We start from the raw sequence: 19,669 nt of genomic DNA, 5'->3' as shown, positions 1-19,669 counted from the left end.
CGGCGATCCGCTTCGACGCCGACAACGCCTGGACCGGCCGTATCGGCCTGCGCCTGGCCGGCGATTACGGACTGGCCGACAACGGCTGGCAGCCGTATTTCAAGCTCAATTACTGGAAGACGCTGGATGGCGACAACCGCGTGGACTTCGGCAGCAACCGCATCGTCGCCGGGCAGGAGACCAGCGCCTGGGAAGTCGGCGTGGGCGTGGTGGGGCGGTTCAACCGCAACGTGAGCGCGTACGCGGTGGCTGATTACACGCGCGACCTCGAGGACCGCAACCGCGAACGCAGGAGCGTGGAGGGCAACATCGGCCTGCGCTTCGATTGGTGAGGCATTCCGCCGGGGCCTGGCGGCAGCGCCGGGCCATGCCCGGCGGGCTGTACGGAACATCGCGTTCGCGCCCAGCGTTCACGTATCATCCGGCTTCCTCTACATGGATGTAGCGCGATGGCCGGTCGCTGTGCGTGGGTGGTTGCGATGATGCTGGTGCCTGCCCTGGCGCAGGCGGTGGACGTTCCTTCAGCGGAATCGCTGGCGAAAATGCTCGACCTGATGGAACAGCGGGCGCTGTACCGCGAGGCGGTGGACTGGACGCTGGTACGCGCTGATATCGCCGGCGCGCACGGCGACCCCGCACGGGTCCGCGCCGTGCTGGATGCTGCCATCCAGCGCAGTTCCAAGGGCCATGGACGTTGGGTAGCCGCCGGCAGCGTGCAGCTGCCCGCGCAGCTCAACGCAGTGCCTGGCGCGGGCGCCGCAGCGGGGCGCGGCGGCCTGCCTGCCACGCTGGATCGCCGGCTTGGCTGGGTGGCGGTCGATCGCTTTTCACCGACCCTGGCCAGCACCCCGGCAGAGCAGGCGCGGCAGTCGGTGCAGCGGGCAGTGGCGCTGCAGCAACGCCTGCGCGATGCCGATTCCAGCCCGCGTTGCGGCTGGATCGTCGACCTGCGCAACAACAGCGGCGGCAACATGTGGCCGATGCTGCTGGGCGTGGAGCCGCTGCTGCGGATCCCCGGCGATGGCATCCAGGTGCTGGGCATGCTGCGTGGCGCGGGACCGAACGTGCCGTGGGAATCGCACGATGGCACGCTGATGGCGAAAGGCCGGCCGATGCTGGGGTTTGGCCAACCCGGATACCGCCTGCGCGAGCCGGGCGGGCCGGTGGCGGTCCTGTTGGGCGAACGTACCGCCAGTTCCGGCGAAGCCACCGCACTTGCCTTCCGTGGACGCCCGGATACGCGCAGCTTCGGCGCGCCGACGGCCGGCTTTGCTACCTCCAATTCCTCCATCCGCCTGCCCGACGGCACGCTTTTCCTGCTGACCGACACGCTGATGGCCGACCGCAACGGCGTGGGCGACGGCGGACCGATCGTGCCGGACCAGGTCACCGAGGGCGAAGCGGCGACGCTGGCCGCGGCCCACCGTTGGCTGCTCTCGCAGCCGGGCTGCGTCGCCCAGGCCAAGGCCGCCCCGCGTGCCGGGTGAGATCATCGGCGAGGGGCTGGCGGCCCTGCTGCGCTGGTTGCTGCAGCAGCCGGCCTGGTTCGTCGTGGAGATCGTGCTGGGTGGGACCGGGTACCTGATCCTGCGGCTGCTGCGTTCGCGCCGCGCCGAGGACGGCCACGCCTGTGTGCTGGCCGGGCTGGTGTTCTGGGCGGCCACGGCTTCAGCGTGGGGTGGTGGCTGCGCCGGTCCACAGGATGACAACGCCACGGCCTGCTAAAGTCGCGCTATCGATCACGCGTGTGAGCACGCAAGCAGGAGTAACCGTGGAAGCCGAAGCCCCCTTTGAACCGCTGAACGATCTGGAAGTGCGCCTGGTGCAGGCGCAGGACGGCACCCTGCAGGCGCCCGCGTTCCTGGACAGCCTGCTGGGCGACCAGGTGTTCGTGTTGCTGGACAAGCCGGTCGGCCCGGACGCGGACTGGGATGAATCGATCAATCCGCTGGTGCTGACCAGCGAAGCCGATGAGCCGATGTTCGCGATCTTCTCCGCGGTGGAACGTGCCAGCGCGTGGAGCGAGCAGTTGCCGCAGTTCGAGAACGCCCTGCAGGTGGAAGTGCGCTGGCTGCTGAGCGCGATTTCCGACGGCGTCGGCATCGTGCTCAATCCCGGTTTCGACCTGGGCATGGAGATGATCCCCGATGCGGTGGTGCAGCTGAAGCAGCGCGCCGACGCGTTCACCCGCGGCGAAGCCCGCTGAGGAGCGCTGCTGGCCTCAGCGACCCTCTGGTCGAAGGCCTGATCGTGTCCGGACGTGTGCTGGTCCGCTCGTCCGCTGACGCCTCGTGGGGCAACGCGTGAGCGCGGCCACGCCGCGCGTGGCCGCGCCGGCTACTGGTTGGGTGCGATCAGGCGCTTGGCGGAACGCGCGGGAACGTGCTTGAAGCTGCGGTCACCTGGAAGACGCTGGGCGGTCAGCGTGCTGCCGCAATCGCTGCAATGCGCGCCTTGGCCAGCGCCTGGCCGATCGCCGGCCCCTTCAGGTGGGTGGTGTCCAGGTCACGCGCCTGCACGGACAACGCGGCCCGGTGCAGGCGCTTGAGGGTCTCACCCTGGGGGTAGTCGCCGTCCTCGAAACCGAGCCGGCCGCGCTTGTCGGCCTCGCAGCACAGCGCGATGCGGGCCACGCGTTCGGGCCGACGCAGGGCATCGCAGCGGCCCAGCAGCTCCAGCACGGTGGCATCGCGCAGCTCGTCGATGCGGTGCACGTTGAGGTGCTCGCGGCATACGGCTTCGGCCAGCTGCTGGTGCTCGGCCGGGACCTTCAGGCGCGCGCACAGCGCCTTCAACGGCTCCAGCCCGCGCTGCTCGTGCATGATGTGGCGCGGCCATTCCTGCTGTGGGGTGAGCGCCTTGCCCAGGTCGTGGGTGAGCGCGGCGAAGCCGACCAGATCATCGCCCGGCGCCAGGCGCGCGGCCATGTCGCTGACCATTTCCTGGTGCACGCCGGTATCCACTTCCGGGTGGTACTCCGCGCGCTGCGGCACGCCGTACAGTGCATCCAGCTCGGGCAGGATCGGCGCCAGTGCATGCGCATCATGCAGCGTGTGCAAAAACGCCGACGGACGCTCCGACGCCAAGGCGCGGCGCAGTTCCTGCCACACGCGTTCGGGCACCAGCGCGTCGAGCTCGCCACTGGCGGCGACTTCGCGCATCAATGCCAGGGTTTCATCGGCGATGGTGAAGCCCAGCGGCGCGAAGCGGGCCATGAAACGGGCTGCACGCAGCACCCGGAGCGGGTCTTCGACAAAGGCCGGGCCGACATGGCGCAGCACGCGGTTTTCGATATCGCCGATGCCGCCATACGGATCGACGAGTTGGCCGCTGTCCTCATCGCAGGCGATGGCGTTGATGGTGAAGTCGCGGCGCTGCAGGTCTTCTTCCAGCGTGACCGACGGATCGGCATCGACTACGAAACCGCGGTAGCCGCGGCCGGATTTGCGCTCGGTGCGGGCCAGGGCGTATTCCTCGCTGGTGTCCGGATGCAGGAACACGGGAAAGTCGCGCCCGACCGCACGGAAGCCCTGGGCCTCCATCTGCGCGGGCGTGGCGCCGACCACCATCCAGTCGCGGTCACCGGCGGGGCGCTGCAACAGGCGGTCGCGTACCGCGCCGCCGACGAGATAGATCTTCATGCCGCCCATGATACGGCGGCTTCGCCGCAGGTAGTGACGGCCCTCGGCCGTCACGCTTCTGCCTTCCGCTGCGCTCGCCGAGCACGGCTCGGCGCTACCACGGCGGTGGTAGTGACGGCCGCTGGCCGTCACGCTTCTGCCGTGGGTGGGTGACGACCGTTGGTCGTCACGCCCGTGCCTCAATCCGCCTTGGCGCCGGCCGCGGCGGTGCAGGTGAACTTCTTGCGGGTGTCCACCAGCTTGCCCATCAGCCGGTCGCTCAGCGGCAGGGCATCGCCGTTGAGGCGCCAGTCGTAGATCACGCTGAAGGCCAGCACGCGGGCCACGTACTCGCGGGTTTCCTTGTAGCTGATGGTCTCGATCCACAGGTCCGGATCAAAGCCCGGCCGCTGGGTCTGCCAGCGCGCGGTCGGCGTGGGGCCGGCGTTGTAGGCGGCGATGGTGACGTAGGGCAGGCCGTCGTACTTGTTCATCAGCTGGCGCAGGTAGGCGGTGCCGATGGCGATGTTGGTGTCCGGATCGTACAGGCTGGCTGCGCCACCGTAGCTGGTCAGCCCGATGTTCTTTGCCACCGCGGCGCCGGTGGTGGGCAGCACCTGCATCAGGCCCATCGCGTTGGCGGGCGAGCGCGCATTGGGGCTGAAGATGCTCTCGGCACGGATTTCCGCGGCCACCCAGGCCGGATCGATCGCGTTGCGCGCGGCCTCGCGACGGATGCTGCCGTCGTGGTGCAGCGGGAAGCGCAGGTGGTACAGCCGCTGTTCGTCCGGCTGCTTGCCGAGCGAGAACACCGCGCGATCAAACCAACCATTTTCCTGCGCCACTTCCACCGCCAGGCGGCGCTGGGTGTCGTCGAACTTCGCCAGGGCGCTGTTCCATTCGGCCGTCGCCCAGCTGGCGCGGTCGATGCGGTACAGCTCCATCGCGCGCACGATGGCCGGATCACGCGCTACGGCGGCACGCGCCGATGCACTGTCATTGGGCTTCCACGGGCACAGCATGTAGGGCTGTTCCAGCTTGTCGGCGGCCAGGAAACCATGGAAGGTCGGCGAGCTGGCCGCGCGCGCGAACACCGGCTTGGCCTGCGCCGCCTGGCCGGTCTTTTCCAGCATGCGCGCTTCGAAATAGGTCCAGCGCGAATCTGCACGCTGGGTCGGGCCCATCTTGCGGATGGCGGCCAGCGTGGCCGGCCAGTCGCCGCGTGACATGGCTTCGCGAACACGCCATTCGTGCAGGCGCTCGTCATACGCCGAATCCGGCACGGCGTTGAGCCGGCGCGCCGAATCGGGCAGGTAGGAGGCCACCGTCCACAGGGCAATCTGGTAGCGCACCTGGGCCTGCTGGTCCGCACTCAGCCCGAGGGCCTGCGCGTACTGCGGCAGCTGCTGTTCGGTGGCGTCTGGATTGGCCTTGGCCAGCTTCTGCAGGCCATCGGTGGCAATGCGCCGGCTGCGTTCGTTGCGTGGCCAGTTCAGGGCCTTCGCGCTGGGGGCATCCACGAAGGCGGCGTAATCGGTGGCCAGAGCGAGGTCGGCCGCGGGCAGGCCGCGTGCGGCACTGCGCATCACCGCCGGCTGCCCGGCATCGGCGGCGGCGTCCACGCGCTCCCAGCGCAATGCGTCGGTCATGCCGCCCTGCGCCTGCAGCACGGCGAACACCGCATCGCAACCATCGGGCAGCGATTTGCCGGCTTTGCGCCACAGGTCCTGCGCCGCGCTGGTCCACTGCGCATCGGCCTTGCCGGTGGCCTGTTGCGCGGTCAGCTGCGCACAGCGCAGGCCGACGTTTTCGGTGGGCGCCCAGTTGGCCAACAGGGTCGACCAGTCCTGGCGGCGGGCGACCGCCGGCAGCCACACGCTGCGGAACGTGGTGGCCACGGCCTGGCCGTCGTAACGCTTGAGGAAGGCCTGCGCCTGGTCATTGCTGACCGTTTCGATGTTGCGTCGCAGGTTCGCGTATTCCAGCCAACCGTAGGCCGGGTTGCGGCTCAGCGTGCCGGCCTGGACCGCATTGAACTGGCCGCGTTCGGCATCGGCGATGGCCGTCTTCAGCTGCGCGCGCTGGGCATCGGAAGACTGGGCGAAGCCGCTGGGCGCGGCGCAGGACAACGCTGCGGCGGCAAGCAGGGACAGGGCAGGGCGAGAGTGTCGAGTCATGCGGGCAGAATAACCCGTCAGTCCTGAATTCAGCTCTCATCGTCGGAGCCTGTCCCTTGCCGCACAGGCGTGGGCGTCGTCCGGGATCTTCAGACGCGTGCTGCCGCGGATCGTGGTGTGGATCGCGCCCCTCCGTGGCATCTCCGGGGGCGTATCAGCAGGACGTGTCTGCGGTCACCTGAGCGGGGTTGGCCGGGCGATACGTTCAGGCCGCGTCCCAGAAAAGACGCGGAACCTTCTTGACGGGGAAAACCAAGATGAAACGATCAGTAGTCACAGCGTCCATGGCCGTGCTGGTAGCGGCCTGCGCCGCGATAGGCGTCACCGCCAGCGCCGCGACCGCAACGACACCGGGCGCGACGCTTGTCCTGCCGCAGGAAACCCACCAGCTTGATGCCCTGTACGAGGATGCGCTCAGGGAGGGGGGCAAGGTGGTCCTGTGGTCTGGCGGCGATGCGCCCGACCAGATGGATGGATTCAAGGCAACATTCGAAAGGCGCTTTCCCGGCGTGCAACTCGACGTGCTGGTGGACCTCTCGAAGTTCCACGACATCCGCATCGATCAGGAGTTGGCGGCGGGCCGGCTGACGCCCGACGTCGCCATGCTGCAGACAACGTTCGACTTCGATAAGTGGAAGAAGGCCGGCGTCCTGATGAACTACAAGCCGGTGGGCTTCGCACAGCAGAAAGCCGGCTATGCGGATCCGGACGGCGCCTTCGTGACGGCCTGGAACTATGCCTTCGTGCCGACCTACGCCCGCAGCCTGCGGCTCTACCAGCGTCCGCAGCGCCTGGCCGATTTCGATCGGCGGCCTCTGAAGGGAAGACTGGTGTTGCCCTGGCCGCATGACGACGATGCCGTGCTGTATGTCTTCGACAAGATCGAAAAGGCGTTCGGGACCGGATACCTGCAGGCGCTGGCAGCGCAGAGACCCCGCTTCTACCGGGGCACCGCCGTCCCCTCCCGTCTGGTTGGCCGCAGCCCGTCCTTGCTGGGCAATCTGACCGGTTATCCGTTATTCGCCAAAGGTCCGAGCCGGCACCTCATCTCCACGACAGAGCCGTTCATCGTGTGGAACCAACGTGCTGCGATCTTCAAGGCAGCGCAGCGTCCGGCCGGCGCCAAACTGTTGATGTCCTACCTGGGGTCTGCTGAGTTCCAGTCCACCTACAACGGATGGCGCGCGCGCGGTGATGTCGGCGAGGCGCCGGGCCTGCCGCCGCTGGAATCCCTGAACAACGTCGACGTGCATGATTTCACCCGCTGGATGAGTGATCGGGCGAACGTGGCACGGCTGCGGGAGCACATGGCTGACATTTTCGGACCGGTAACAGGGGAATCCCCGTTGCGCGACCCCCATTTGATCAGGGTGCTGGGACTGACGCCGGATCGGATCGTGGCGCCCCCGGCGCCGTCGACTCCGCCGTACTGAGTCGCTGTTGTTCCAGCGCAGGCACGTGAATCAGGGGCAGCCGACAGCGGCGGCCTCTTTCGTTTGGGCGCATTCGGCTTTGTGTAGCCAGAGTGAAAGCGAGGCACCGGTCACGTCGCGTCTTTTACAAGTTGTTTACAACTAGGACGTTGTGTGAGTTCCGCAGTTGATTGGTACGCCCATCTGGAGAGAGAGAAGCGAATGAACAATCTGCATTACCGCCCCTTGGCGGTCGCTGTATCCCTGTGCGTCGGCCTGATGTCGTCTGTCGGCGCCATGGCGCAGGAGACCCCCCGTGTCGCCACCGAGCTGGATCGTGTCGAGGTCACCGGGTCGCGCATCAAACGCGCCGAAGTCGAGGGCCACCTGCCGATCCAGACCCTCACCCGCACCGAGATCGAACGCACCGGCCTGACCTCCATCGGCGAGGTGCTGCAGCAGCTCACCGGTTCCGGCTCGGCGTTGAATGCCAAGTTCAACTCGTCCGGCAACTTCGGCTTCCCGCCGGATGGCAGCGGCGTCGGTGCCGGCTCGGCGCAGGTCGATCTGCGTCACCTGGGCGCCAAGCGCGTGCTGGTCCTGGTCGATGGCATCCGCTGGGTCAATGAATCGTCCGCATCCGGTGTCGGCTCGGCGACCGATCTCAATACCATTCCGCTGGCCATCGTCGAACGGATCGAAGTGCTGGAAGACGGCGCCTCGTCGCTGTATGGCTCCGATGCCATCGCCGGCGTGGTCAACATCATCACCCGCCGCAATTTCGATGGCGCCCAGGTGACGATGAACTACGGCGAGTACAGCAAGGGCGATGGCACGCAGAAGGGCATCGACCTTGCCTGGGGCACGCAGGGCGACCGTTACAGCCTGTTCCTGGGGGCGAGTTATACGAAGCAGGATCCGGTGTATGCGAATACGCGCGACCAGTCGCGCTTGCCGAAACCGGGTACAGGACTGTCGTTCGGCAGTGGCAGCATTCCGCAGGGACGCTTCCAGTTCGTTGATCCCAACACCGGGGCGGCGCAGGATCTGGTGCCGAACGTGGGCTCGGGCACACCGACCTACGACGGCAGTGCCGGCTGCAGCCGCACCGATGATTACCACTGCTTCACCAGCGCTGATCGTTTCAACTATGCACAGTACAACCTGCTGCTGACACCGTCTGAGCGCAAGGGCATCTTTGGCCAGTTCCGCTTTGATATCACCGACAACCTGCAGTGGTACGTCAAGGCGCTGGGCAACCGACGTGAATCGACCAACCAGGCCGCGCCTGAGCCCATCGGGCTGGGACCCAATGCGGGCACCGGCAATGCGTTTGCCGACAACATCACCGTGTCTGCGTTGAATCCCTTCAACCCCTTTGGCTTCGATCTCGTTTCTTCCGACAACCTGCAGTTCATCGGCCGTCGCCCGGTGGAGGGCGGTGCGCGCGTGTTCGAACAGGAGGTCAATACCAGCTACGTTGCAACCGGGCTGGTGGGTGATTTCGAAGCGGCGGATCGCAGCTGGTTCTGGGACGTCAACGGCATGTACAGCAAGAACAAGGCCGAGCAGACCAACTATGGCAGCTACAACATCCGCAATGTAAACCTTGCACTCGGCGATCCGGCGATCTGCGCAGCGACACCCGGTTGCGTTCCGCTGGACATCTTCAGTGGCGAAGGCAGCATTACCCCCGCCATGTTGCAGTGGATCCAGCCGGTGGTGCGCGACCGCAGCCAGAACGAACTGAGCCTGTTCACCGCCAACCTGTCCAGTGAGCTGTTCACCCTGCCGGCCGGTCCGCTCGCCTTCGCCACGGGTTACGAGTACCGCAAGTACGAGGGCTCCTACCAGCCCGATCCGCTGACCGTGATCGGCCATTACAACGGCGTCCCGTCACTGCCGACGTCGGGTTCCTACGACGTCAATGAAGCCTACCTGGAGCTGAGCATCCCGATCTTCGCCAAGAGTGCGCTGGGCGAGAAGCTGGACCTGAGCCTGGCCGGACGCTACTCGGATTACTCCACCTTCGGTGGTGAGTTCACGCCTAAATACGGCCTGCGCTGGCAGGTGACCGATGACTTCGTGCTGCGCACCAGCTATGCCGAAGGCTTCCGCGCGCCGTCCATCGGCGAGCTCTACGGTTCGGCCGCACGTGGCGACCTGGAGATCTTCGATCCGTGCTCGATCGGCCTCGGCGGCGATGCACCGCGTGGCAATGCCGCCAACTGCGCGGCGCTGGGCGTTCCGAGCGGATTCCAGTCCGCCAACTCGCAGATTTCGGTCACCACCGGCGGCAACATCGAGCTGGATCCGGAGCACTCGCGCAGCTTCAGCGCCGGCTTCGTGTGGAGCCCGTGGTTCGCCAACAACACCGAGTGGTCCGAGCGCTTCGACGTGGAGGTGACGTTCTACCGCCACACCATCGAAGGCGCCATCCAGGCGATCAACGCACAGACCCAGCTGGATCTGTGCGTGGATTCGCTGGACCCGCTGTACTGCAACGGCATTACCCGTGCCAACACCGGTGCGATCAGCAGCTTCAACAATCGGCTGACCAACCTGGGTTCAATCAAGACCGATGGCTGGGACGTGGACCTGTTCTACACCCTGCCGCAGACCGACATCGGCCAGTTCAAGCTGGGCTGGCAGAACACCTTCGTCGGACGTTACGAGGCGCTCGGCGCGGCCGGCCAGCGGCAGCCGCAGGAACCGGGCGTGGAAGTGGCCGACAGCTCGATTCCCGAATGGACCAGCAACGCCAGCGTGTCGTGGGCGCTGGACAACTGGAACGCTTCGTGGACGGTGCGGCACATCTCCGAGCTCACAGAGCAGTGCGGCGATGCGTCCGCCTTCCCGATCTGCAGCGACCAGGTAGCCGGCACCAACAAGCTGGCTGCCACCACCTTCCATGACATGCAGGTGGGCTACAAGGTCGACTGGATGAAGGGCCTGCAGCTGAGCCTGGGTTTGAACAACGTGTTCGACAAGGATCCGCCGATCTGCCTGTCGTGCTCGTTGAACGGTTACGACGCCTCCACGTACGACATCCCGCGTGGACGCTTCTGGTACGCCCGCGCGGACCTGCGCTTCTGATGTAGAAAGAGGCTACAGGAAGGGCGTCAGAGTCTTTTCGCTGTGCGAAAGGACTCTGACCCCGGGCTTCACCCCGGACCTCAGTACGGCGATTTCCAGCCGCGAGGCATGAAGCTTGCTGCTGGCTGCTCCGGCGTTCTTGTGCTGCTCGCGTCGCCTACATCGCTTGGCATGTAATGGTCTTCCCATCCCATGAACACGACATCCTGCGTCCTGTCGAGCTTCCCCCGCTGACCGGGACGCCGAAGTGGGAGGCACTTCGTGTCCAGCGCGCTCGATCATTGGCGTCACCGAAGTAGTAGGCTCCCGCGTACCGGGGAGCTGTTGCCGGCTCGACGATCGACTGGTCCGGGACCATGTTCCCCGTCGCGTCCCTGCTCTGTCCCTGCGAGTACTTTGCCTCACTGACATTTTCGGCGGTGACTGTGTAAGTGGTCGTTGATCCATCTCGCCAAGTGATTCGGATGGTGATCGTTCCGCTGCCGTAGATCGATCCGAACGTCAGGGCAGCCTGCTGCAGCGTTAGGGCGATAGAATTCCAATTGAGGTTGTTGCCGGTCGCACCAGCCAACTCGAATGCCAAATTCTGGCCTAGTCTGGATATTGAGGTGGCAGAGTCGACGATGTCGTACGCATTAAGGCCTTTGTAAGCATCTGGAAATCGGATGTCGTTTGCGTTCCCGGGATTATCCGGATGCAGCATGACCAGAGGCCCTCCATTTTTTTTCCGACCTTGCTGAGGTCCCGTTCTGGCTTCAGGTTCAAGGGCTGCGGCCGAGGTCGCATCCATGATTCGATGGAAGGCCGTAGTTATCGGCTCTGGCACCTGTTGTGGGAAGGCAAGCCACCGTCTTGTCTCCCGGTCATACTCGACTTGGAAGCCGTACAGCTTTGCAGTACTGAAATCGACAACCAGCTTCAATCCAGAGGAGCCGGTGTTGATTGCAGCCTGCCGCGGGAAAATGCAGCCATTGCACTGGACCAAGCCCGGCTGGCCCGGTTCCTGCGCTTTGCTGGCGTTCCACGAGACCGGCAGCATGAACAATATTGCCGCGATGAGCATCTTCTTCATCTTGAGCCTGCGCTACGTTGGCAACCCGTCGCTGCACATGATTCTTTGCTCGCCTGCAGACTATTTTTTTGTGACCCGGTGCTTGAACCGATCAACAGTTATGCATAGCGATTCCCTCCTCTTTGCCGCCGGAATCCGATCGTGATGAGTAGATGATCTGCTCAGCTGAATCCTGCGACGGGGCTCCCGCTATCGCACTTCTTTCTTGCAGTTTTCGGTCAATTTGTATGGCGCGATTTTTAACGAACTCATCGGAAGTTGCTGATTTTGAGGCTGTGTGAAACTCATCTTCGAGGATGCAGGCTCGCGCCGGATTAGACCGCGCTGATTGCGACAGCACTGGACGGAGTTCCCACCAACATCCACGGGTGATTCTTCTTTGGCCCTTTGCATTAATCGGCCTTTCGCGAGTGCCCGCATTGAGGGGCCGCCGTCGACCTGATATGCCACTTACTGGTGATGCGATGGCAACTGATGAAGAGCAGAAAGCTTAAGATGATCCTGGTTCTCGGCGCGGTTATTCTGATGACGCTTTCGTGCTGCGTCATGGCGGCACCACCGCAGGCATCTGCAAGCGCCGTAACCGGCTACAAAAAAGGGTCGGAGTCCTTCCGCCATCCGGAAGGACTCCGACCCCTGTTTCAGCCAGCCGTGATCAGAAGTTGTAGGTGAACGTCAGCGAGCCATTACGTCCGTCGCCATACGCGCCATAGCCGTTGATCTGCGAGAAGTACTGCTTGTCCAGCAGGTTGTTGAGGTTGGCCTGCACGCTGAACTCCGGCGAGATGCGGTAGCGCACGAAGGCGCTGACCAGCGCGTAGCCGTCCTGCTCGATACGCCCGTAAGCCGGCACCGGGTAGTAGATGCCGTTCTGCCAGTTGGCACCACCGCCGACGGTCAGTGCGGTCAGCGACTGCGGGGTGTAGCTGGTGAACAGCTTGATCGTGGTCTGCGGCAGGTTGGTGTTGATGTTGGCGCCGTTGATGTCCTTGGCCACGTAACGCGATGCACCGAAGGTGGCGTTCCAGCCCGGAGCCAGCTCGCCGTTCACCTCGAATTCGAAACCGCGGCTCACCGTGCCGCGTGCGGCGACGTAGGCGAACTCGCCCGGGCGGCTCGGGATTGGCTCGCTGGTGACCTGCGCCACGTTGTCCTGCTCGATGCGGAACGCGGCGACGGAGGCATTCAGGCGGTTGTCGAACCAGGCGCCCTTGACGCCGATTTCGTAGTTCTTGCCGTCCACCGGATCCAGGTAGCTGCCGTTGCGATCGCGCGCGGTCTGCGGCTGGAAGATCTCGGTGTAGCTGGCGTAGGTGGAGTAGGTCTCGTTGATGTCGAACACCAGGCCCGCATACGGGGTGGTGACCTTGTGCGCGCGGTCGTTGCCTTCGCCCTCACTCTTCCAGTCGGTGTAACGCGCGCCGATGATCAGCTTGAGCGGGTCGGCCAGTGACAGGCGGGTGGCGGCATAGCCGGCCTTCTGGGTGATGGTGCCTTCGCTCTGCAGCGGCAGGGTACCGACCCAGTTCGGCTCCGGGAAGTCGCCCACGCCGGCCAGGTAGTTGTCCAGCGGCGCCCAGCCGACCTGGTAATCGCCGTAGTTGGCGAACTCGCGCTTGTTGTAGCTCGCACCTGCCATGAACTGGTGCTCGCGGCCGAACAGCTGGAACGGACCTTCCACGAAGCCGTCAACCGCATTGACCTTGCGCTCGGTGTTGTAGAAACCCGCGGAGGGCGAAACGCCGGCGCCGGTGTTCTTGTCCAGCAGCGAGGCGCCGGTGGTCCAGTCGTTGTAGGCCGGGTAGAACAGCTTGTCGTCGGCCTTGGTGGTGTCATGCGTCGCGCCGAGCTTGACCTTCCAGTCATTGGCGAAGGCATGTTCCAGCGTGGCGAACAGACGCTTGCTGGTGGTATCCCAGTAGGTCCAGCCCGGGTTGGCGCTGAACGATTCGTCGAACGGGGTCGGGCTGCCGTCGGAGAACAGCATCGGGAAGCCGCCCCAGGTAGCGCCGTTGGCACGCTTCTGCTGGTAGTCGTAGCCCACGCTGAGCTGGGTGTCCGGGGTCAGGTCGGCATCGATGACCGCATAGCCCAGCGTCTTGTGCTGGTTGTAGCGGTCCATCTGCGATTCGGTGTCCAGGTAGCTGCCGATCACGCGGGCGCGCACCGAGCCGCTGGCATTCAGCGGCGTGGTGACGTCCACGGTGCTGCGGGTGCGGCCCCAGCTGCCCACGTTGACCGACACGTTGCCGGTCAGTTCGGCGCTGTCGGCATGCTTGCGGATCAGGTTCACCGAAGCCGACGGATTGCCGGCGCCGGTCAGCAGGCCGGTCGCGCCGCGCACCACTTCAACGCGGTCGTACAGGGCCAGGTCCAGGCCGGAATCGCCGTAGCTCCAGTTCTGCACCATCTGGGTGGGCAGCCCGTCGAACTGGTAGCTGTCGATGTAGAAACCACGCGCGTAGAACTCGGTGCGCTCGGTATCGGACTGGGTGCTGCTGATGCCGGTGGTGTTGGCCAGCACGTCGATGATGTCGTCGAGGTTCTGGTCCTCGATGCGCTGGTGGCTGATGATGCTGATCGACTGCGGGATCTCGCGCGGGGCCAGGTCGAAGCGCGTACCGGCCGAGGTGCGACGGACCGAATAGCCTTCGGCGCGCTCACCCTTGACCACGATGCCATCCAGCGTGGTGGCGGAGCTGCCATCGGGCGTGTCGCTGCTCTGCGCGAAGGCAGGTGCGGCAGCCAGGCTGCACAGGGCAACCATCAGGGCCTGCGGCAGGCGGCGCAGGGCGAGGGGGGCGGGACGGGTCATCGGCATCAACCAGGCAGGTCGCTACAGGCGCCTGGCCGGGGATCCCTGATGGCCAAACGGAGCGGGAAAAAGGGGGAGAGCTAAGGCGCGCCCGCACCATCCTGTGCGATCACGATCACACTATGATAATGGGACTGATTCGCATCATCAATGGCATCGCAGTCATGTCTTGGGGACGGCCGCTGGCCGTCCATGCCTGAACAGGTGAACTGAAGAGGCCGACCCGCGGTCGACCGTACCGACTCAGCGCAGTGCGCTGGCCGGGACGTCGATCGACATGGCGAGGGCCAGGTGATCGGAGAAGGCCGCGGGAACGGCTTCGATGCTGCGCTGCTGCAGGCTGCTGCTGACCAGGATGTGGTCGATGGCCCGGTCCGGGCGCCAGCTGGGGAAGGTGGGCACCACGCAGCCCGGGGGCTGCAGGGTGGTCTTCTGGTACAGCACCTGCATTTCCGGGCGCTCGGCCAGGCAGTTGAAATCGCCCATCAGCACCGCATTCGGGTGGTCGGACAGCATCTCGGCGATGAAGGAAAGCTGCGACAGCCGGGAACCGGCACCCAGTGACAGATGCGCCACGGCTACCGCCAGCCCGTCGGCGCCATCGCCGAATTTGGCCAGCAGCACGCCGCGTCCGCCGATCCGGCCGGGCAAGGCATGGTCCTGGACCTCCACCGGCTCCAGCCGGCTCAGCAGGCCGTTGGCCGATGAGGCCACCCCGCCCATGCGCCGGTTCGGCTGGTGGCTCCAGTAATTGAAGCCGGCGCGTTCGGCCAGGTAGTGGGTCTGGTTGGTGAAACCCGAGCGCAGGCTGCCGGGATCGGCTTCCTGCAGGCCGACGATGTCGTGCCCGCGGGCAAGCGTGGCGATCGCATCCAGGCTGCTGCGCTTGCGACCCGCCGGCAGCGCATGTGACCAGCTGCGGGTCACGTAGTCGCTGTAACGGCGGGTGCTCGAGCCGGCCTGGATGTTGGCCGTCAGCAGGCGCAGGGTGCGTGATGTGGGGGAATTCACGACGGGATGCGCTTGTCCGGGATCAGTTGCCGGCCTTGGCCGCACGCTCACGCGCAATCAGGTGGTCGGCGATGCGCAGGTAGTCCGGGAACGACTTGCCCTTCACCAGGTACTTGCCGTTGATGATCAGCGATGGGGTGCCGGAGATCTTGCTGCGCTGGGCGAACTGCTTGGCGGCGTTGGTCTTGGCATTGACCGCGAAGCTGCTCATGGCAGCGCTGAACTGCTTGGCGTCCACGCCGTGCTTGGCGTAGAAGGCGGCGATGTCATCGACCGAATCACGGCCGCGCTCGCCCTTCAGGGTCTGCTCGGCGTGGATGGCGGCGTAGACGGCTTCATGGGTCTTTTCCTGCACGCCCAGGGTCTGCGCGGCGTAGAACGCACGGGCATAGTCATCCCAGGTGCCGCCGAACATGGCCGGCACGTAGATGAAGTTCACATCACCCGGCAGTCCGGCCTTCCACGGGCCCACCAGCGGCTGGAACGCGGCACAGGCCGGGCAGACATAGCCGAAGATCTCCACCACTTCGACCTTGCCCGCCACCGGCTGGAACGGCTGGCCGTTTTCGATCACCACGTAGTCCGTGCCGGCGACCGGCTCTGGACCGGTCAGGCGCATCGGCGCATCGTTGGCGGCCGCCGGCGCGGCTTCGCTGCCCGCCGCCTGCTCGGTGCCAGCTGCCTGTTCACTGGTGGCCGGTGCGGCGGCATCCGCTGCCGGGGCAGTTTCGGCGGCCGGGGCTGCTTCGGTCGGAGCGGCGAAGTTGGCGGTGCCGTCGTCGGCCTTGCAGGCGGCGAGGATCGGCAGCAGGGCCAGCAGGGTGAGGGCGAAACGGGTCTTCATCAAAGCTTCTCCAGCAATGGTTGAGGCCGGCGTCGGGCGCTGGCCAGGAACGAATGATGACACGCAGGCGCATGGGCGCCGCGTGTGGATGGCGTGTGGTTCAGCGGGCCTTGCCGGAGCGGGCCTGCGCGATCAGCGCCGAGGCGATGCGCAGCTGCTCTTCGGCACTGTTGCCCTTGACCAGGAACTGGCCATTGATGACCAGGCTGGGCGTGCCCGGGATCCGGGTGCGGCGGGCGAAGTCGCGCGCTGCGCTGACCTTGGCCTGTACCGCCTCGCTCTTCAGCGCGGCCACGTAGGCCGCTTCGTTCACGCCGTATTGCTTGTAGAAGGTCGCCAGCTCGTCGGCCGACACGTTCTGCATCGGCAGGCTGCGGTCTTCGTGCAGGGCCTTGAACACCGCGCCATGGCTGCGCTTGGCGACGCCCAGCTGGTCAGCGGCGTAATACGCCGTGGCCCAGGCATCCCACGGCCCGCCAAACGCCGCCGGTACCGGCGTGAAGCGCACGTCCTTGGGCAGCTTGGCGACCCAGGCGACCAGCTGCGGTTCGAAGTGCGCGCAGTGCGAGCAGGTGTAGCCGAACACTTCGACGACTTCGATCTTGCCGTCCAGCGGCTGGAACGGGCCGGGCTGGGCGATGCGCTCGTAATCGCGACCTTCCTGCAGATCGGTCGCGGCCGGCGCGGCGGACAGGGCCAGCGGCAGCAGCGCCAGCAGGGACAGCAACAGACGGGGAATCAACCTCATCGACACGCATCTCCATGAAAACAGGTGCCGACGGGTGCCGGCGCGGAGATGAACATACCTCAGCCAGCGCCCGCGGGGGATACCGCAGGCGATGGGCGGTCGTCAGGGGGCGGCCGTCGGTGCCGCCGCGGTGGCCTGTGCGGCGACATCATCGGCGCGGTCGTGCAGGCCCTGCAGGTAGCTGCCCAGCGCCTGGATTTCCTGTTCGGTGAGCTTGGCCGCCACGCTGGCCATGATCTCGAAGTGCGCCTTGTCGGTCTCTCCGCTGCGCCCGGCCTGGTACTCCTGCAGGCGGCGGGACACATAGCTGGCGTGCTGGCCGCCGATGTGCGGGTAGGCCGGGCCGGGATTGCCGGCGCCGGTCGGGCCATGGCAGGCCATGCAGGCCGGCAGGCCGCGCGCCACGTCGCCGCCACGGTACAGCTGCTGGCCGATCTCATAGAACTTCAGCCCCTTGTAGGGGCCATCGGCGACGACAGTGTCATCGGCGATGCCGGCAGCGGCTTTCTGGGTGGCGAAGAACGCGCCGATGTCGCGCATGTCCTGCGCGGTGAGGTCCTTGACGAAAGGCACCATGGCGACCGCCGCGCCCGAGGTACGCTGCCCGGTGGCGATCAATGCCATCTGCTGGGCGGAATAGCGTTCGCTCTGGCCGGCGATGCTGGGGTACATCTCGATGCCCGCGTTGCCGTCGGCGCCATGGCAGGCGGCGCACGCCGCGGCCTTGGTCTGGCCGGCCTTGGCGTCGCCCCACTGGGTCTTGCTGAAGTCGATTTCCAGCGATGCGGTCTGGATCGGGCCGTTGTCCGGCAGCGGGGTGATGCTGGTCTGCGCCCAGGCGGCAGCGCCCAGGATGGATATGGCGACAGCGGAAACGGCAATAACGCGAGCGTGGCGCATGCTGGAGCTCCGTTCTGGTCCGGCCAGGCCCTCCGCCCGGATACGCCGGATTATCAACGCCGGTTCATGGCACGGTCAAACAATGGTCGGGCGCGCGGCGGCGCAACATGCGATCCTATGCGTCATGTCTCTTCTCATCGAACGCGCGCACTACTTCGTTTCGGCCCACAACATGCGGCAGCTGCCGCCTGATGAAGGCGCCGAAGTGGCGTTTGCCGGCCGCTCCAATGCCGGCAAGTCCAGTGCCCTGAACGCTCTTACCCGCCAGAACGCGCTGGCCCGTGTGTCCAAGACCCCTGGTCGGACCCAGCAGCTGGTGTTCTTCCGGGTCACCCCCGAAGCCCATCTGGTGGATCTGCCCGGCTACGGCTACGCCAAAGTGCCGCTGGACCTGCAGGCGCACTGGCAGGCCTTCATCGACCAGTACTTCCGCACCCGGCAGGCCCTGCGCGGCCTGGTGGTGGTGATGGACATCCGTCATCCGCTGAAGGAATACGACCGGCAGATGCTGTCCTATGCGGTGCAGCGCGGCCTGCCGGCGCATGCGCTGTTGACCAAGGCCGACAAGCTCAGCCGCAGCCAGCAGATTATCTCGTTGAACAAGGTCAAGAAAGAGCTGCACGAAGCCTTCGGCGATACCGTCGGCGTGCAGGTGTTCTCCGGCGAAAGCCGGCTGGGCGTGGACGAAGCACGCGGCATCATCGGCGGCTGGCTGGGGCTCTGAACCCCGCAGGGAAAAAGATCCGGGTGTGGGTAGTGACGGCCGCTGGCCGTCATCCGGGTTGAAGCAGGACGGCCAGCGGCCGTCCCTACCGATCCGGCCCGGTCAAAGCGGCGAATACTCTGCCGGCACCCACGCATACGCCTCACCTTCGCTGCGCACGTGGCCCAGCCCCGGGAACGGCAGGTGCGCGCCTGCAACCCACCATCTTCCCTGCGTGGCCTGCGCCAGCATCGCCGTGCGGCTGTGGATCGCTGCGCGCCGGTCGCTGTCGGCTTCGAACGAGGCATCGGGGTGGGCGAACTGCACTGCGTGGTAATGCAGCACGTCGCCCCACACCAGCAGTGACTGGCCTTGGCTGTCGAAACGGAACGAGACGTGCCCGGGGGTGTGGCCGTGGGTATCCAGTGCGACCGCATGGCCGGGCAGTGCGTCGCCCGGGGCGAAGGTGCGCAGCCGGTTGCCGGCCTGGTAGGGCGCGGCAGCGCTGCGCGCCAGCGCGAAGGCGAAGCGCACGCCCTGCGGCGCGGTGCTTTCGCTGGCAGGGTCCAGCCAGTAGTCCGCGTCGGCCCTGGACAACCAGACGGTGGCGTTGGGATAGGCGATCGCACCGTGCGCATCGACGATGCCGCACAGATGGTCGGGGTGGGCATGGGTCAGCAACACGTCATCCACGTCGGCCGGGTCCACGCCGGCCGCGCGCAGGTTGGCCAGCACCTGTCCCAACCCGGGGCCGAAGCACTGTGCGGTGCCGGCGTCGACCAGGGTCAGGTGGTCACCTTCGCGGATCAGGAAGGCGTTCACTGCTGTCTGCAGGCCCTTCGGACTTTCCGGCACGTAGCGGTCCTGCAGGGCGCGGGTGACGATGGCCGGGTCGACACCGACCAGCTCCCTGCGGGCCAGTGCCACGACGCCATCGAACAGCGCGGTGACCTGAAGGTCGCCGATGCGCTGGTGGTAGACGCCGGGGACCTGTTCGGCGCGGGGCGGCGCAAGAGTGCTGGCCAGGGCGGCCAGGGGCGAGGCACACAGGGTAAGCAGCAGGGCGCTGGCCAGCGCGGAGCGTTGCAGGGACATGGTGGTTCGGCCTGGTTGCGCGGGACATTCCGCTGGAAGCCATCGTCGCGTGGCGCGGCGGTGCGATGTGCTCAAGCTGGTGCGCATGGCGCTCGATGACGGCCCATCCATCCCCGGTAGTGACGGCCGCTGGCCGTCTGCTTTCGCTGTCGGTGGGTGACGACCGTGGGTCCTCA

At 66.0% G+C, this 19,669-nt stretch carries 16 protein-coding genes; 7 read left to right on the top strand and 9 right to left on the bottom strand.

What is annotated here, in order from left to right; translation table 11 throughout:
* From ABB28_RS09755 to ABB28_RS09740, 4 genes are all read left to right on the top strand, one after another.
* Positions 1-332, top strand: a 332-nt coding sequence (locus ABB28_RS09755) for an autotransporter outer membrane beta-barrel domain-containing protein (protein WP_057508445.1), incomplete at its 5' end; no start/stop codon positions are given.
* Between the two features lie 117 nt (positions 333-449).
* Positions 450-1,487 carry a S41 family peptidase gene (locus ABB28_RS09750; RefSeq protein WP_057508444.1) on the top strand — a complete coding sequence of 346 codons (1,038 nt, stop codon included), beginning with the start codon at positions 450-452 and terminating at the stop codon, positions 1,485-1,487.
* Positions 1,477-1,725 (top strand): hypothetical protein, encoded by a 249-nt coding sequence (locus ABB28_RS09745; protein WP_057508443.1) that lies wholly within the window; start codon positions 1,477-1,479, stop codon positions 1,723-1,725. Before ABB28_RS09750 ends, ABB28_RS09745 begins: the two co-directional genes overlap by 11 nt.
* Positions 1,726-1,771: 46 nt before the next feature.
* Positions 1,772-2,206: an SseB family protein gene (locus ABB28_RS09740; protein ID WP_042614147.1), complete on the top strand. Its 435-nt coding sequence runs from the start codon at positions 1,772-1,774 to the stop codon at positions 2,204-2,206.
* 214 nt (positions 2,207-2,420) lie between these two features.
* Here the strand turns inward: ABB28_RS09740 and ABB28_RS09735 are convergent, their stop codons facing one another.
* Both ABB28_RS09735 and ABB28_RS09730 read right to left on the bottom strand, forming a co-directional pair.
* A complete protein-coding gene (locus ABB28_RS09735; protein WP_057508447.1) occupies positions 2,421-3,641 on the bottom strand; it encodes a multifunctional CCA addition/repair protein in 1,221 nt (406 codons plus the stop codon).
* Positions 3,642-3,820: 179 nt separating this feature from the next.
* Complete coding sequence (locus ABB28_RS09730; RefSeq protein ID WP_057508442.1) at positions 3,821-5,797, bottom strand: transglycosylase SLT domain-containing protein; 1,977 nt, start codon at positions 5,795-5,797, stop codon at positions 3,821-3,823.
* Positions 5,798-6,081: 284 nt separating this feature from the next.
* Between ABB28_RS09730 and ABB28_RS09725 the strand changes: the two genes are divergently transcribed.
* Both ABB28_RS09725 and ABB28_RS09720 read left to right on the top strand, forming a co-directional pair.
* Complete coding sequence (locus ABB28_RS09725; RefSeq protein WP_170184008.1) at positions 6,082-7,230, top strand: ABC transporter substrate-binding protein; 1,149 nt, start codon at positions 6,082-6,084, stop codon at positions 7,228-7,230.
* Between the two features lie 201 nt (positions 7,231-7,431).
* Positions 7,432-10,305, top strand: a complete 2,874-nt coding sequence (locus ABB28_RS09720; RefSeq protein WP_057508441.1) for a TonB-dependent receptor — start codon at positions 7,432-7,434, stop codon at positions 10,303-10,305.
* 157 nt (positions 10,306-10,462) lie between these two features.
* Here ABB28_RS09720 and ABB28_RS18005 read toward each other — a convergent pair whose 3' ends face one another.
* The 6 genes from ABB28_RS18005 to ABB28_RS09690 all read right to left on the bottom strand — a co-directional run bounded on the left by ABB28_RS18005 (position 10,463) and on the right by ABB28_RS09690 (position 17,695).
* Positions 10,463-11,377: a hypothetical protein gene (locus tag ABB28_RS18005; RefSeq protein WP_152983442.1), complete on the bottom strand. Its 915-nt coding sequence runs from the start codon at positions 11,375-11,377 to the stop codon at positions 10,463-10,465.
* A gap of 655 nt (positions 11,378-12,032) precedes the next feature.
* Positions 12,033-14,192 (bottom strand): ferric-rhodotorulic acid/ferric-coprogen receptor FhuE, encoded by a 2,160-nt coding sequence (gene fhuE / locus ABB28_RS09710; RefSeq protein WP_057508439.1) that lies wholly within the window; start codon positions 14,190-14,192, stop codon positions 12,033-12,035.
* A gap of 243 nt (positions 14,193-14,435) precedes the next feature.
* Positions 14,436-15,173 (bottom strand): endonuclease/exonuclease/phosphatase family protein, encoded by a 738-nt coding sequence (locus ABB28_RS09705; protein ID WP_211260379.1) that lies wholly within the window; start codon positions 15,171-15,173, stop codon positions 14,436-14,438.
* Between the two features lie 52 nt (positions 15,174-15,225).
* The gene (locus ABB28_RS09700) at positions 15,226-16,047 is read right to left on the bottom strand and encodes a thiol:disulfide interchange protein DsbA/DsbL (protein WP_057508437.1); all 822 of its coding nucleotides are present in this window, start codon (positions 16,045-16,047) and stop codon (positions 15,226-15,228) included.
* Between the two features lie 100 nt (positions 16,048-16,147).
* Positions 16,148-16,795 (bottom strand): thiol:disulfide interchange protein DsbA/DsbL, encoded by a 648-nt coding sequence (locus tag ABB28_RS09695; RefSeq protein WP_057508436.1) that lies wholly within the window; start codon positions 16,793-16,795, stop codon positions 16,148-16,150.
* A 102-nt stretch (positions 16,796-16,897) separates the two neighbouring features.
* Positions 16,898-17,695 (bottom strand): c-type cytochrome, encoded by a 798-nt coding sequence (locus tag ABB28_RS09690; protein WP_057508435.1) that lies wholly within the window; start codon positions 17,693-17,695, stop codon positions 16,898-16,900.
* Between the two features lie 124 nt (positions 17,696-17,819).
* On the opposite strand from ABB28_RS09690, the gene yihA reads away from it, so the two are divergent.
* A complete protein-coding gene (yihA, locus tag ABB28_RS09685) occupies positions 17,820-18,419 on the top strand; it encodes a ribosome biogenesis GTP-binding protein YihA/YsxC (RefSeq protein ID WP_057508434.1) in 600 nt (199 codons plus the stop codon).
* 102 nt (positions 18,420-18,521) lie between these two features.
* Here the strand turns inward: yihA and ABB28_RS09680 are convergent, their stop codons facing one another.
* Complete coding sequence (locus ABB28_RS09680; RefSeq protein ID WP_057508433.1) at positions 18,522-19,493, bottom strand: MBL fold metallo-hydrolase; 972 nt, start codon at positions 19,491-19,493, stop codon at positions 18,522-18,524.
* Positions 19,494-19,669: the final 176 nt, after the last annotated feature.

The sequence above is a fragment of the Stenotrophomonas chelatiphaga genome (assembly GCF_001431535.1).
GTDB classification, from domain to species: domain Bacteria; phylum Pseudomonadota; class Gammaproteobacteria; order Xanthomonadales; family Xanthomonadaceae; genus Stenotrophomonas; species Stenotrophomonas chelatiphaga.
Note: the sequence above shows the minus strand (reverse complement) of the source record. Positions and strands in the feature narration are given on the sequence as shown.

Bases quoted from the DNA above. Each gene is read 5' to 3' on its own strand.
- ABB28_RS09700 (WP_057508437.1), bottom strand. From the start codon at position 16,047: ATGAAGACCCGTTTCGCCCTCACCCTGCTGGCCCTGCTGCCGATCCTC.
- fhuE (WP_057508439.1), bottom strand. From the start codon at position 14,192: ATGACCCGTCCCGCCCCCCTCGCCCTGCGCCGCCTGCCGCAGGCCCTG.
- ABB28_RS18005 (WP_152983442.1), bottom strand. From the start codon at position 11,377: ATGAAGAAGATGCTCATCGCGGCAATATTGTTCATGCTGCCGGTCTCG.
- ABB28_RS09695 (WP_057508436.1), bottom strand. From the start codon at position 16,795: ATGAGGTTGATTCCCCGTCTGTTGCTGTCCCTGCTGGCGCTGCTGCCG.
- ABB28_RS09735 (WP_057508447.1), bottom strand. From the start codon at position 3,641: ATGAAGATCTATCTCGTCGGCGGCGCGGTACGCGACCGCCTGTTGCAG.
- yihA (WP_057508434.1), top strand. From the start codon at position 17,820: ATGTCTCTTCTCATCGAACGCGCGCACTACTTCGTTTCGGCCCACAAC.
- ABB28_RS09680 (WP_057508433.1), bottom strand. From the start codon at position 19,493: ATGTCCCTGCAACGCTCCGCGCTGGCCAGCGCCCTGCTGCTTACCCTG.
- ABB28_RS09690 (WP_057508435.1), bottom strand. From the start codon at position 17,695: ATGCGCCACGCTCGCGTTATTGCCGTTTCCGCTGTCGCCATATCCATC.
- ABB28_RS09725 (WP_170184008.1), top strand. From the start codon at position 6,082: ATGGCCGTGCTGGTAGCGGCCTGCGCCGCGATAGGCGTCACCGCCAGC.
- ABB28_RS09720 (WP_057508441.1), top strand. From the start codon at position 7,432: ATGAACAATCTGCATTACCGCCCCTTGGCGGTCGCTGTATCCCTGTGC.
- ABB28_RS09750 (WP_057508444.1), top strand. From the start codon at position 450: ATGGCCGGTCGCTGTGCGTGGGTGGTTGCGATGATGCTGGTGCCTGCC.
- ABB28_RS09730 (WP_057508442.1), bottom strand. From the start codon at position 5,797: ATGACTCGACACTCTCGCCCTGCCCTGTCCCTGCTTGCCGCCGCAGCG.